Raw genomic sequence first — 13,431 nt, 5'->3', positions numbered from 1 at the left:
GTGCGTAGTCAGTGACACATACACCCAGGTGCTGATCCATTGGCATCGGAGGTTTGGAGTCACCTTTGCGCCCTTACGGCGCATTCCTTTTGTCTTGGCAAAAGGAATCAAAACCGTCTGTCCCTGCATCCGGCCCTGCGCTGCGCTCCGGGTCCCCTCGCTCCGGCATTGCTCCCGTCGGGACCGCACCGAAGGGCCGTCCTGGCCCTACGGTGCTCGCAGGCCATCCATGGCCTGCACCCGACTACGCAATACCTACACTCAGCCTACTGAAGGGACGATCCAGGGTGTCTGAACTGGCGATGTACGAAAAACTAGATCAACATCAAAAGCGGCACACCAGCGCCTCGCTGTTGCTGTTGCTGTTGCTGTTGCTGTTGCTGTTGCTGTTGCCGTTGCCGCTGCTGTGCTTCTACCTACTGTATGGACCGGACACATGGTAGACACGTGTACGGAGACATGGTGGACACTTTCGGCACGATTTCTAGCCGGGATTTCGTGAACCATAAAAAAGGGCACCCGAAGGTGCCCTTTTTTGCAGTGCCGTACTCAGTTCAGTGCAGGCTGGCTATCGCCGTTGATCGGGATACGCTTGGCCTTGGCCTCTTCCGGTACGATGCGCAACAGGTCGATGCTGAGCAGGCCGTTAGACAGTCCGGCAGCCTTGACCTCTATATGGTCGGCCAGGCGGAAGGACAACTTGAACGCCCGCTGGGCAATGCCCTGATGCAAGTAGGTAACGCTTTCAGTGTTACTGTCACGCTTGCCGCCAGTGACGGTCAGGACGCCTTTTTCCACTTGCAGGTCGAGGTCTTGTTCCTGGAAACCTGCTGCAGCAACAACAATTCGATAGTGGTCTTCGCCATGTTTTTCAACGTTGTAGGGTGGGTAGCTGCTACCCGCCTCGTTACGCGCCGCAGATTCGAACAGGTCGTTGAAACGGTCGAAGCCTACGGAATGACGGAACAGTGGAGCCAGAGAAAAAGCAGTAGTCATGGTACATCTCCTGAAAATCAGCGAGGTTGTTTAGTCCCGCGACCCGACTTCGGCATCGCGTACTCCTTAGATAAGGACCCTCTCCTGCTTTTCAAGCAACCCGACAAAAATTTTTTTCAGGCCGCCTCACTGACCGGCACACCTATCAACTGCCCAACCCGATCGCAGTCGGTTTCGCGGCGAAGTTCAGTGAACAACGCCACGGCCTCCGGGTAAGTACGGGTCAGCATGGCCACCCATTGCTTCAAGCGCCCAGGCGCCTGGCGCGGTGTCATTTGTGCCCGGGCCTGGCCCCAGAAGTCCTGGATCAGCGGCAGCAGGCTTTGCCAGTCCATGGGCACGAACGCCACGCCGTCGCGCTCTGCCGCAATCTGCCGGGCCAGGTCCGGCCTGGATACCAAACCACGACCGAGCATGATGTCTTCGACACCACTGACCTCACGACAGCGCCGCCAGTCTTCAAGGGTCCAGACCTCGCCATTGGCGTACACCGGCACCTTGACCACGTCCTGAACCTTGGCGACCCATTCCCAATGCGCCGGCGGCTTGTAGCCGTCGACCTTAGTCCGCGCGTGCACCACCAACTGTTCTGCGCCTCCTTCGGCAAGTGCAAGTGCGCAGTCCAGGGCACCGTCAGGGCTGTCGAAGCCAAGACGCATCTTGGCGGTTACCGGAATATGCGCAGGAACCGCACGGCGCACTTCGCGCAGGATGGCGTGGAGCAGCTCCGGCTCCTTGAGCAGCACCGCCCCACCCCGGGATTTGTTCACCGTCTTGGCTGGGCAACCAAAGTTGAGGTCGATTACCGGCGCCCCTAGCTCACAGGCCAGAACCGCGTTTTCCGCCAGACAGACGGGATCGGAGCCAAGCAGCTGTACACGCAAGGGAACCCCCGCCGCCGTCTGCGCACCCTGGCCCAGCTCGGGGGCGAGCTTGTCGAAGGTGGCAGCAGGCAACAGCCGGTCGCAAACGCGAATGAACTCGGTCACACACCAGTCGATACCGCCCACTTGGGTCAGTACGTCGCGAAGGATGTTGTCGACCAGCCCCTCCATCGGGGCCAGGGCAATTTGCATGGGTTGCTACTCAGGTGAAAAAGGCCGGCAGTCTAACAAAATCCGCGTACTACAGCGTTCCGGTCATCAGCGCCGGGCCATAGCCATCGATGAACTCGCCGGGCATACGCTTGGGCCGCCCTGTGGATAACTCGATACAGACGAAGGTGGTTTGCGCGCGCAGCAAGGTGGTGCCGTCGCTGGGCCGTACCAGCTGGAAGCGCCGGGTCATTTTCAAGCGCTGATCCCAGTCAACGATCCAGGTGGCCAATTGCAACTCGTCGTCTTCATACGCCGCTGCCAGGTAATCGATCTCGTGGCGCACAACCGCCATGGCCCGGTCCAGACGCCGGTATTCGGCCAGGTCCAGGCCCAGGCGCTGTGAATGCCGCCAGGCACAGCGCTCCAGCCACGTAACGTAGACCGCATTGTTGGCGTGGCCGAGGCCATCGATATCGTCGGCAGCGACGCGCAGATCGATTATGAACGGTGTTGCCAGATCCCAACTCATGCCCGCTCCAGCTCTGTGATGAACGGGCAGAGTGTAACGGATGCTCAAGCCGATTGCCGTTCCAGCACCCGATCAGCCGCCAACAAAGCCATTACGCCCTCGATCAGTCGCGGATCGGAGAGCACGCGCTGATGGCCACCGTCAGGCAGCATGAGTAAACGACTGTCGAACCACGCCTGGTGAATCAGCCGAGCTTCGCTGGCCGGGATCAGGCTGTCGTCTTCGGCATGCACGATCAGCGCGGGAATTTCCAGCTGGTAACCACTGACATCCAGGCGCGAGACCGGTATGCCGACATCTCGCTCGACCTGCCGGACAAACGCTGCGCGGGCCCGGGCCGGCATGCCCAAGTGCCTGGCAAAGTTGCGCAGCACGCCGAGGAATCGAGCGGGGGCGGCAACACTGACCGCCATGTCGGCGCGCAACCCCCACTGCAGGGCGAGCATCACGCTGGAACCGCCCATGGAGTGCCCTATCACCGCCTTCAAAGGTGGCAGCTCTGCCGCCGCCTCAAGCAACGCCCGAGCGAACAGCACTACATGCGCCTGATGCCCCGGTGAATGACCGTGGGCGGGCCCCTCCAGGGCCACGGCGGTATAGCCGGCCTGCACCAGCGTGTCCACCAGGTGTGCGAACTGTGTCGGGCGCCCTTCCCAACCGTGCATCAACAACACCGTTGGCCCCTGCCCCCAACGCAGTGCGGACAGGCCGAATCGCAGGGTGATGCGCTCGGCACTCGCCAGCAGCGGTAGTTCCCAGGCGCGTGGCGGCAAATTTCGCGGGGTCATGAACGCGCGGCGCATCTTGCTGGCAATGTGCTCCGGTGCCAGCCGCCCAACGGTGCCGTTGACGCCACGAATCCAGCTCAAGGTATCCATCGCTTCACTCCGGTTGTTGTCGCTCGATCAGACCACCGCCGACTTGGCGGCACGCAAGATACGGTCAGACAGCTCATCTGTGCCCAAGGCACGGGCCAGGGCCAAGCCTCCGACCATCAACGCCAAGTCAGCGAGCACCTTGTCGGCTTCCTCGGGGCTGCCAGCAAGATTTGCCATCATCAACTCAATGTGTTCGGCCAGCACTTGGCGAAAAGCGTCCGGCAGGCGTGCCATTTCGCCCAGCGCGGTCGGTAGCGGACAGGCACGCTCCGTGGCATCCCGATGTTTGCGCGACAGGTAGAACGCCGCCACCAGGGCACGGCGCTGTTCGCCGCTCATGGCGGGGTCTACCTCGGCAAGCAGGGCACGGCGCTCCGACAACAACTGACTGAAGGCTTCGAGCATCAGTGCGTCCTTGCTATCGAAGTGAGCGTAAAAGCCCCCGACGGTCAGCCCTGCGGCGCCCATCACCTGATTGACGCTCGGTTCGGCCGGGCCCTGCTGAATCAGCGCACTGCAGGCGGCATCGAGAATCCGCTCGCGGGTTTTCGCCTTTTTGTCGTTCATGACTCGCCTCCAAATATTATGGATAGAATATTATTCTCATAATATTTTTCTGCAAGCGATTTCGCCGAACACGTGTGATGAGCCGAAGAAAAAGAGGGAGGGAGAACTTTTTTCGAGGAAAAAACAAAAGGCTCATTCAATAATCGAATGAGCCTTGAAATCCCACAAAGTGGGTAAAATGGCGTCCCCTAGGGGACTCGAACCCCTGTTACCGCCGTGAAAGGGCGGTGTCCTAGGCCACTAGACGAAGGGGACTTGTAACCTTCGTACAGATCCGTTTTCACGAATCCTGGCAAAATTGGTGGAGCTAAGCGGGATCGAACCGCTGACCTCCTGCATGCCATGCAGGCGCTCTCCCAGCTGAGCTATAGCCCCAGATTTCTAGCCTCGCGGCCCAGCGACTCTTTCGATATCGCTTGTGTAAAACTGGCGTCCCCTAGGGGACTCGAACCCCTGTTACCGCCGTGAAAGGGCGGTGTCCTAGGCCACTAGACGAAGGGGACGAACCTTCTTACCTTCACAACCCGACTGCTGGAGCCCGGTTGACTTCGCATTCAGTCTAGCTGACTACGAATCGGAATTTGGTGGAGCTAAGCGGGATCGAACCGCTGACCTCCTGCATGCCATGCAGGCGCTCTCCCAGCTGAGCTATAGCCCCACTATGTCGCTTTGAACTGAATCGCTTGGCTGGGTGCTTCGCGCTTCGTTTCGTTCATCGCTGTGGACGGGGCGCATATTAAGTTCGGAACACAGAGCTGTCAAATTTATTTTCAACAAAACCCTAAAAAAATTTCCGAGATAACAAACACTTACCGTCCAAAGCGTGGAACAACCCCGGTTTTACGGGATTGCAGGCCCTTTGGCGAAGACTGTCAGGCGATCGTAGCCAACAGCTTTTCCCATTCCTTGTTCTCTTTCTTCGACACACCACCCAGCAAGTCCAAGGCCTGACGCAGGCGATAACGCGTCAGGTCCGGGCCAAGGATTTCCATGGCATCGAGTACCGACACCGAACTGGCCTGGCCGCTGATCGCGGCGAACATCAGCGGCATGGCATCGCGCAGCTTCAGCTCAAGGGCTTCAACCACCGCCTGAATGCAACCGGTGATGCGGTCTTTTTCCCACTGGCGCAGGCCTTCCAGTTTCCACAGAATCAACTGGATAACCTGGCGAACCTGATCAGCCGAAAGCTTCTTGTGCTCGAACAGCTTGGCATCGAGCTTCAGCGCGCCTTCAAAGAAGAAGCCGCCCAGCGGAGCGATCTGGCTGAAGGTCTCTACCCTGCCCTGCACATGCGGGGCGATTTTCATCATGTAGTCGCTATTGAACGCCCACTTCTGAACCCGTGCGGCAAACTCTTCGACTGGCAGCTCACGCAACCACTGACCGTTGAGCCAGGACAGCTTCTCGATGTCAAAGATCGGCCCACCCAGGGAAACCCGCGACAGGTCGAAATGCTCGACCATTTCGTCCAGGGAGAACTTTTCCCGCTCGTCAGGCATCGACCAGCCCATGCGTCCCAGGTAGTTGAGCATGGCTTCAGGCATAAAACCCATGCGCTCGTAGAACGTCACCGAAGTCGGGTTCTTGCGCTTGGACAGCTTGCTCTTGTCAGGGTTACGCAGCAGCGGCATGTAGCACAGGGTTGGCTGCTCCCAACCGAAGTACTCATAGAGCTTGATCAGCTTGGGTGCCGAGGGCAGCCACTCTTCGCCACGCAGTACGTGCGTAATACCCATCAGGTGGTCGTCGACCACGTTGGCCAGGAAGTAGGTCGGCAGGCCGTCAGTCTTCATCAATACCTGCATGTCCATGCGGTCCCATGGAATCTCGACATCGCCACGCAGCATGTCCGGTACCACACACACACCTTCGGTCGGTACCTTCATGCGAATAACGTGCGGTTCGCCAGCGGCCAGGCGGCGCTGTACTTCTTCAGCCGACAACAGCAAGGCACGGCCGTCGTAACGTGGGGTCTCGCCGCGCGCCATTTGCTCGGCACGCATCTGGTCCAGTTCTTCTGCCGTGCAGAAGCATGGGAACGCGTGCCCCATATCGACCAGTTGCTGGGCGTACTGCTTGTAGATATCACCGCGCTCGCTCTGGCGGTACGGGCCATGCGGGCCACCCACATCCGGACCTTCGCTCCACTCGATGCCGAGCCAGCGCAGGGCATCGAAGATCTGCTGTTCGGACTCACGGGTCGAACGCAACTGGTCGGTATCTTCAATACGCAAGATGAACTCACCGCCGTGCTGTTTGGCAAAGCAGTAGTTGAACAAGGCGATATAAGCGGTGCCTACGTGGGGATCGCCAGTAGGCGAAGGCGCGATACGCGTGCGAACGGTGGTCATGGGAGTCTCGGACTAGAGATGAATCAAAGGCAGGATGTTAACAGGGAGCGGGCACTCGGCTCCAGCAATGGGCGTGATCGGCACTTGTGGCAATGGATCCAAACACGGTTAAATTTGCTTACATTTTTGGAACGATAGTACCCATGCCCGCCCAACTCAAACGCCGTCTGCTGGTTTTCCTGACACTGGTCCTGCTCATCTCCCTCGGCTTTCTGGCCCACTGGTACTTCAAGGGACGCTTCTACGAAAGTACTGACAACGCCTATGTCCAAGGCGAAATCACCCGGGTATCCAGCCAACTCAGCGCGCGCATCGATGAAGTGCTGGTGCAGGACAACCAGCATGTAGCCAAGGGTGATCTACTGGTGCGCCTTGAGCCGGATGATTTTCGCCTGGCAGTGGAACGCGCCCGTGCCGCCCTCGACACCCGTGAAGCCGAGCGCATTCAAGCTGAAAGCCGCCTGACCCAGCAATCCAGCCTGATTGCTGCAGGCCAGGCTCAAGTCGCCGCCAACCAGGCAACCCTGGGCCGCGCCGCGCTTGATCTCAACCGTGCCCAGGCCCTGCGCAAGCCTGGTTTCGTTTCCGAGGAGCGGGTAACCACGCTGTCCGCAGAAAGCAACGTCGCCCGCTCACAGGTGAGCAAGGCCCAGGCCGACCTGCAAGGCCAGCGCCAGCAGATCAACGCCCTGACTGCGGAAATCAAGCGCCTCGATGCACAAATCGCCAACGCCCGCGCCGACCTGGCCCAAGCCGAATTGAACCTGACCCGCAGTGAAATTCACGCGCCGATCAGCGGCATGATCGGCCAGCGTGCCGCGCGCAACGGCCAAGTGGTGCAGGCCGGTGCCTACCTGCTGTCGATCGTTCCGGACGAGGCCATCTGGATTCAGGCCAACTTCAAGGAAACCCAGATCGGCCACATGCAGCCCGGGCAAAAAGCCGAACTGGTGTTCGACAGCTACCCCGATACTCCAATCCAAGCACGAGTCGACAGCCTGTTTGCCGCCTCTGGCGCACAGTTCAGTCTGCTGCCACCCGACAACGCCACCGGCAACTTCACCAAGGTGGTCCAACGCATTCCGGTGAAGCTGACCTTCGCTGCGGACAACCCATTGCAGGGTAGAATCCGTCCAGGCATGTCAGTTACTGCAACGGTGGATATCCGGGATAGCGCCGACAATGGCCGGTGATTCGCTGATCCGTCCCGTCGGCGAGCCCAGCCGACGCGACTGGATCGCCGTGATGAGCGTGATGCTTGGCGCGTTCATGGCAGTACTGGACATCCAGATCACCAATTCCTCGCTCAAGGATATTCAGGGCGCCCTTTCGGCCACCCTGGAAGAAGGCTCGTGGATCTCCACCTCCTACCTGGTGGCGGAAATCATCATGATCCCGCTGACGGCCTGGCTGGTGCAGTTGTTGTCGGCACGCCGCCTGGCGGTATGGGTGTCGCTGGGTTTCCTGGTGTCGTCGCTGCTGTGCTCGATGGCTTGGAACCTTGAGAGCATGATTATCTTCCGTGCCATGCAAGGCTTCACCGGCGGCGCACTGATCCCCCTGGCGTTCACCCTGACCCTGATCAAACTGCCCGAACACCATCGTGCCAAGGGCATGGCCATGTTCGCCATGACCGCTACATTCGCGCCCTCCATAGGCCCGACTCTGGGTGGCTGGCTGACCGAGAACTGGGGCTGGGAATACATCTTCTACATCAACATCCCGCCAGGACTGTTGATGATTGGCGGGCTGATGTATGGCCTGGAAAAGAAAGAAGCGCACTGGGAACTGCTCAAAAGCACAGACTATGCCGGCATCGTCACCCTTGGCGTCGGCCTGGGCTGCCTGCAGGTGTTTCTGGAAGAAGGTCATCGCAAGGATTGGCTGGAGTCGAGCCTGATCGTCGGTCTCGGCAGCATCGCCCTGATCAGCCTGATCACCTTCGTAATCGTGCAGTTTTCCAAGCCCAACCCGCTGATCAATCTGCGCATCCTCGGCAACCGCAACTTCGGCCTGTCGAGCATTGCCAGCCTGGGGATGGGGGTGGGCCTGTATGGCTCGATCTACCTGCTGCCGCTGTACCTGGCGCAAATCCAGAACTACAACGCCCTGCAGATCGGCGAAGTGATCATGTGGATGGGCATCCCCCAGCTGTTCCTGATACCGCTGGTTCCGCAGTTGATGAAAGTGATCTCGCCAAAGATTCTCTGCACCGTGGGTTTTGGGTTGTTTGGCCTGGCCAGTTTCAGCTCCGGGGTGCTCAACCCGGACTTTGCCGGCGAGCAGTTCAACCATATCCAGATCATCCGCGCCCTTGGCCAACCGATGATCATGGTGACCATCTCATTGATCGCCACCAGCTACATCCTGCCCCAGGATGCAGGCTCTGCTTCAAGCCTGTTCAACATCCTGCGCAACCTCGGCGGCGCGATTGGCATTGCCTTGCTGGCGACGTTGCTGGATGCACGGACCAAGGTGTACTTCGATTACCTGCGTGAAGCGCTGGTACCGAGCAATCCACACGTAGCGGAGCGTCTGGCGCTGCTGTCGGAGCGCCTGGGCGGTGACACTGCTGCGCTTGCCAAACTGAGTGAGATCACCCACCAGCAAGCCATGATCATGGCCTACAACGATGCCTTCCACTTTGTTGGCATTGGACTTGCGATCAGCATGGTCGCAGTGATGATGACGCGCAAACTGCCGCAGGGGCTGAAGGCTGGGGAAGCGCATTGAGCGAATCGCGGGGCTAGCCCCGCGATAACGCCGTCATGCTGTGATCATGCGCTCGCGCAGCGCGGCGATCTCGTCGCGCATTTGCGCTGCGGCCTCGAACTCCAGGTCGCGCGCCAACTGATACATTTTCTCTTCCAGCGCCTTGATTCGCTTGGCAATCTCGCCAGGGGTACGCAGTTCGGCCTCGTAGCGCGCACTCTCTTCGGCCGCCTTGGCCATGCCTTTGCGCTTCTTGCTGCGCGAACCTGGCACGCTGGCGCCTTCCATGATGTCGGTGACATCCTTGACCACGCCCTTGGGTACGATGCCATTGGCTTCGTTGAAGGCAATCTGCTTGTCACGACGGCGCTCGGTTTCGCCAATCGCCCGCTCCATGGAACCTGTCATTCTGTCGGCGTAGAGAATCGCCCGGCCATTGAGGTTACGCGCCGCACGGCCAATCGTCTGGATCAGGGAGCGTTCGGAGCGCAGGAAGCCCTCCTTGTCGGCGTCCAGCACTGCCACCAGCGACACCTCGGGCATATCCAGGCCCTCGCGCAACAGGTTGATGCCGACCAGCACGTCGAACGTACCCAAGCGCAGATCGCGAATAATCTCGACGCGCTCAACGGTGTCGATGTCCGAGTGCAGGTAGCGCACGCGGACGTCGTGATCGGCAAGGTAATCCGTCAGGTCTTCGGCCATGCGTTTAGTCAGGGTGGTCACCAGCACCCGCTCCTCCACCGCCACGCGTTTACGGATCTCCGAAAGCAGGTCATCGACCTGAGTAATTGCCGGGCGCACCTCGATCTGGGGATCGACCAGGCCGGTCGGACGCACCACTTGCTCCACTACCCGACCGGCATGCTCAGCCTCATAAGGCCCCGGGGTCGCAGAAACGAAAATGGTCTGCGGACTTACGCTTTCCCACTCGTCGAAACGCATCGGCCGGTTATCCAGCGCCGACGGCAAGCGGAAGCCATACTCCACCAGGGTTTCTTTACGCGAACGGTCACCTTTGTACATCGCCCCTACCTGCGGAACGCTGACGTGGGACTCGTCAATGACCAGCAGCGAATCGGCGGGCAAGTAATCGTAGAGCGTGGGCGGTGGCGCTCCAGCCGGACGACCGGAGAGATAGCGCGAGTAGTTTTCGATGCCGTTGCAGTAACCAAGCTCAAGGATCATTTCCAGATCGAAACGGGTACGCTGCTCCAGACGCTGAGCCTCGACCAGCTTATTGGCCTTGTGCAGATACTCAAGGCGTTGCTGCAGCTCCTCCTTGATGCCCTCGACTGCTTCGAGCAAGGTTTCCCGCGGGGTTACGTAGTGGCTCTTGGGATAGAAGGTGAAGCGCGGCAACTTGCGGATTACTTCACCGGTCAGCGGGTCGAACGCTGCAATATTCTCGACCTCATCATCGAACAGTTCGATGCGGATGGCTTCCAGGTCCGATTCAGCCGGGAAGATATCGATCACATCACCACGCACCCGGAAGGTCGCGCGGGCAAAGTCCATTTCGTTGCGGGTGTACTGCAAGTCGGCCAGACGGCGTAGTAAGGCGCGCTGATCGAGTTTGTCACCGCGATCAACGTGCAAGACCATCTTCAGGTAGGTTTCCGGGCTGCCCAAGCCATAAATACAGGACACCGTGGTAACGATGATCGCATCACGACGTTCCAGCAGCGCCTTGGTCGCCGAAAGACGCATTTGTTCGATGTGATCGTTTATCGAGGCATCTTTCTCGATGAAGGTGTCCGAGGAAGGCACATAGGCTTCGGGCTGGTAGTAGTCATAGTAGGAAACGAAGTATTCCACGGCATTGTTTGGGAAAAATGCCTTGAACTCGCCGTACAACTGCGCCGCGAGGGTCTTGTTCGGCGCCAGCACCAGGGTTGGTCGCTGCACGTGAGCAATGACGTTGGCAATACTGAACGTCTTGCCCGAACCGGTCACCCCGAGCAGCGTCTGGTGTGCAAGGCCTGCCTCGATACCCTCGACCATCAAGCGAATGGCTTCAGGCTGGTCGCCTGCCGGCTGGAAACGGGTAACGAGCTGGAACTCGGACATGACAAACCTCTGTGTTATCGCGACGTATTCACCGCAGGCGCGGACACCTGTGTTTATAAACAGTACTTATACCCAAATAGTGGCCCTGAGCGCCAGTTTCAACGCAATGTCATGGGTATTTCTGATTATGGACCGGTCAATTCGACTAACGGTCGAAAAATATTCTGCGAAACAACAGTAAAAGCTGCGACAAGCTGTCGCCGTGACCGGTGGGTATCACTATACTGACTCCCCGTTTGTGCACCGCTCTAGTGCATCCGACTGGAGCGTGCGACCCCTATCACTCTCCATTCAGAGCCAAGGTAATAATGAGCCTGTTTTCCGCTGTCGAGCTGGCACCACGCGACCCCATTCTGGGCCTCAACGAAGCTTTCAACGCCGATCCCCGTAGCAACAAGGTCAACTTGGGTGTTGGTGTGTACTGCAACGAAGAAGGGCGTATCCCACTGCTGCGCGCAGTGATCGAAGCCGAAACCCAGCGTGCTGCGCAGCACGCTTCCCGCGGTTACTTGCCGATCGATGGCATCGTCGCTTATGACCAGGCCGTGCAGAAGCTACTGTTCGGCGCAGAGTCGCCGCTGTTGGCCGCAGGCCGGGTTATCACCACTCAAGCTGTCGGCGGCACCGGCGCACTGAAAATTGGTGCCGACTTCCTCAAGCAGCTGTCGCCCAACGCCGTCGTTGCAATCAGCGACCCAAGCTGGGAAAACCATCGCGCCCTGTTCGAAACCGCCGGTTTCCCGGTGCAGAACTATCGCTACTACGACGCCGCCACGCACGACGTCAACCGCAGCGGTATGCTCGAAGACCTGAACGCCCTGCCGTCGGGCTCGATCATTGTGCTACACGCCTGCTGCCACAACCCGACCGGCGTCGACCTCAGTGCAGACGACTGGAACAACGTTCTGGACGTAGTCAAAGCCAAAGGCCACATTCCATTCCTGGACATGGCCTATCAGGGCTTTGGTGACGGTATTGCCGAAGACGCCGCTGCAGTACGCCTGTTTGCCGAGTCAGGGCTGAATTTCTTCGTCTCCAGCTCGTTCTCGAAGTCGTTCTCGCTGTACGGCGAACGTGTCGGTGCCCTGTCCATCGTCACCGACTCGAAAGAAGAAAGCACCCGCGTGCTGTCGCAAGTCAAACGCGTTATCCGCACCAACTACTCCAACCCACCGACTCACGGCGCCAGCATTGTTGCAGCCGTGCTCAACAGCCCCGAGCTGCGCGACATGTGGGAAACCGAGTTGGGCGAAATGCGCCAGCGTATTCGCGGCATGCGCAACCAGATGGTCGATCTGCTCAGCGCCAAGGCCGACTTCAGCTTCGTCGGTCGTCAGCGCGGTATGTTCTCCTACTCGGGCCTTAGCGTTGAGCAAGTCGCCCGCCTGAAGAACGAGTTCGGCATCTACGCATTGGATACCGGCCGAATCTGTGTTGCTTCGCTCAATCAGAACAACATCGAAGTCGTGACCAACGCGATCATCGAAGTTCTGTAAGCGTCAATTGCCAAGGGGAGGCTTGACTTCCCCTTAGCAATCAGTAAGATACGCCACAGATTCCGCGATAGCTCAGTCGGTAGAGCAAATGACTGTTAATCATTGGGTCCCAGGTTCGAGTCCTGGTCGCGGAGCCAAACACTTGAAAAACCTCCAGTTGCGCTAAGCACTGGGGGTTTTTTCGTTTTGGGCAGGCTCACGCTCATGATCCCGCCCTGCTCGTGGCATCAGCTACGGCCAATGGGGTAAAACTGCCCAGCACTCCATACCCCCAGCCATTCCTGCCCGTCGATCTGCTTCGGCACAGCCAGTTCCACCAACTGATAAAACACGTTGCGATGAATCAACGCTTCCAGATTCTGGCGCATGTGCACATAAGGCGACGGCTCCTGGGTTTGCGCATCGATCTCAAAGCGCAACGGGTGCTCAGGGCCTGCCTCTACCTGATCTTCAACATTGCTGGTGAACTTCAGTACCTGCTGCTCTCCCGAACCTTGCACATCCAGGGCCACCGCCACAAAGGGCACGTCATCGACCTTGATGCCAACCTTCTCCACTGGCGTGACCAGAAAGTAGTCATCGCCATCACGGCGGATAATGGTGGAGAACAGCTTGACCATCGGCTTGCGCCCGATCGGCGTACCTAGGTAATACCAGGTGCCGTCTCGGGCGATGCGCATATCAATATCGCCACAGAAGTCCGGATTCCACAGATGCACCGGCGGCAAACCCCTTTCGTCCTTTGGAATCTGAGCCAGTAGATCAATGGCCTTACCGGTATCCGTCATCACC

General features: G+C 58.9%; 12 protein-coding genes and 5 tRNA genes. 5 read left to right on the top strand and 12 right to left on the bottom strand.

Translation table 11 applies throughout. The features are described 5' to 3' along the window. The first annotated feature begins 302 nt into the window (after nt 1-302). Nucleotides 303-443, top strand: a complete 141-nt coding sequence (locus tag H8F21_RS09065; protein WP_203584252.1) for a hypothetical protein — start codon at nt 303-305, stop codon at nt 441-443. 106 nt (nt 444-549) lie between these two features. On the opposite strand, the gene H8F21_RS09060 is transcribed toward H8F21_RS09065, so the two are convergent. The 10 genes from H8F21_RS09060 to gltX all read right to left on the bottom strand — a co-directional run bounded on the left by H8F21_RS09060 (nt 550) and on the right by gltX (nt 6,361). Continuing rightward, nucleotides 550-996, bottom strand: a complete 447-nt coding sequence (locus tag H8F21_RS09060) for an Hsp20 family protein (protein WP_136475202.1) — start codon at nt 994-996, stop codon at nt 550-552. Nucleotides 997-1,112: 116 nt separating this feature from the next. Continuing rightward, on the bottom strand, nt 1,113-2,072 hold the full coding sequence (locus H8F21_RS09055; protein ID WP_203479139.1) for a tRNA dihydrouridine synthase: 960 nt from the start codon (nt 2,070-2,072) through the stop codon (nt 1,113-1,115). A 49-nt stretch (nt 2,073-2,121) separates the two neighbouring features. Further along, nucleotides 2,122-2,562, bottom strand: a complete 441-nt coding sequence (locus H8F21_RS09050; RefSeq protein WP_203479140.1) for an acyl-CoA thioesterase — start codon at nt 2,560-2,562, stop codon at nt 2,122-2,124. 44 nt (nt 2,563-2,606) lie between these two features. Beyond that, a complete protein-coding gene (locus H8F21_RS09045) occupies nt 2,607-3,440 on the bottom strand; it encodes an alpha/beta fold hydrolase (protein WP_203479141.1) in 834 nt (277 codons plus the stop codon). A gap of 27 nt (nt 3,441-3,467) precedes the next feature. Then, nucleotides 3,468-4,007 (bottom strand): TetR/AcrR family transcriptional regulator, encoded by a 540-nt coding sequence (locus H8F21_RS09040; protein ID WP_203479142.1) that lies wholly within the window; start codon nt 4,005-4,007, stop codon nt 3,468-3,470. A gap of 179 nt (nt 4,008-4,186) precedes the next feature. Beyond that, nucleotides 4,187-4,262: transfer RNA gene (locus tag H8F21_RS09035), tRNA-Glu, on the bottom strand. A 44-nt stretch (nt 4,263-4,306) separates the two neighbouring features. Continuing rightward, nucleotides 4,307-4,382: transfer RNA gene (locus H8F21_RS09030), tRNA-Ala, on the bottom strand. 52 nt (nt 4,383-4,434) lie between these two features. Continuing rightward, a tRNA-Glu gene (locus H8F21_RS09025) sits at nt 4,435-4,510 on the bottom strand. A gap of 79 nt (nt 4,511-4,589) precedes the next feature. After that, nucleotides 4,590-4,665: transfer RNA gene (locus H8F21_RS09020), tRNA-Ala, on the bottom strand. 214 nt (nt 4,666-4,879) lie between these two features. Next, nucleotides 4,880-6,361: a glutamate--tRNA ligase gene (gltX, locus tag H8F21_RS09015; RefSeq protein WP_203479143.1), complete on the bottom strand. Its 1,482-nt coding sequence runs from the start codon at nt 6,359-6,361 to the stop codon at nt 4,880-4,882. 143 nt (nt 6,362-6,504) lie between these two features. On the opposite strand from gltX, the gene H8F21_RS09010 reads away from it, so the two are divergent. Together H8F21_RS09010 and H8F21_RS09005 are read left to right on the top strand one after the other, a co-directional pair. Further along, on the top strand, nt 6,505-7,554 hold the full coding sequence (locus H8F21_RS09010; protein WP_203479144.1) for an HlyD family secretion protein: 1,050 nt from the start codon (nt 6,505-6,507) through the stop codon (nt 7,552-7,554). Then, nucleotides 7,544-9,094 (top strand): MDR family MFS transporter, encoded by a 1,551-nt coding sequence (locus tag H8F21_RS09005; protein WP_211201992.1) that lies wholly within the window; start codon nt 7,544-7,546, stop codon nt 9,092-9,094. The genes H8F21_RS09010 and H8F21_RS09005 overlap by 11 nt, the downstream gene beginning before the upstream one ends. A gap of 33 nt (nt 9,095-9,127) precedes the next feature. Here H8F21_RS09005 and uvrB read toward each other — a convergent pair whose 3' ends face one another. After that, nucleotides 9,128-11,143, bottom strand: coding sequence for an excinuclease ABC subunit UvrB (gene uvrB / locus H8F21_RS09000; protein ID WP_203584251.1), 2,016 nt, complete (start codon nt 11,141-11,143; stop codon nt 9,128-9,130). Between the two features lie 308 nt (nt 11,144-11,451). On the opposite strand from uvrB, the gene H8F21_RS08995 reads away from it, so the two are divergent. Together H8F21_RS08995 and H8F21_RS08990 are read left to right on the top strand one after the other, a co-directional pair. Further along, nucleotides 11,452-12,639 carry an amino acid aminotransferase gene (locus H8F21_RS08995; RefSeq protein ID WP_203584250.1) on the top strand — a complete coding sequence of 396 codons (1,188 nt, stop codon included), beginning with the start codon at nt 11,452-11,454 and terminating at the stop codon, nt 12,637-12,639. Between the two features lie 61 nt (nt 12,640-12,700). Continuing rightward, nucleotides 12,701-12,776, top strand: a tRNA-Asn gene (locus H8F21_RS08990). A gap of 90 nt (nt 12,777-12,866) precedes the next feature. On the opposite strand, the gene H8F21_RS08985 is transcribed toward H8F21_RS08990, so the two are convergent. Next, nucleotides 12,867-13,427 carry a DUF1285 domain-containing protein gene (locus H8F21_RS08985; RefSeq protein ID WP_203479148.1) on the bottom strand — a complete coding sequence of 187 codons (561 nt, stop codon included), beginning with the start codon at nt 13,425-13,427 and terminating at the stop codon, nt 12,867-12,869. Nucleotides 13,428-13,431: the final 4 nt, after the last annotated feature.

Origin of the sequence: Pseudomonas arcuscaelestis (genome assembly GCF_016881005.1) — a bacterium.
Taxonomy (GTDB): domain Bacteria; phylum Pseudomonadota; class Gammaproteobacteria; order Pseudomonadales; family Pseudomonadaceae; genus Aquipseudomonas; species Aquipseudomonas arcuscaelestis.
The sequence above is the reverse complement of the archived record's forward strand: the minus strand, read 5'-3'. Positions and strand labels throughout refer to the sequence as shown.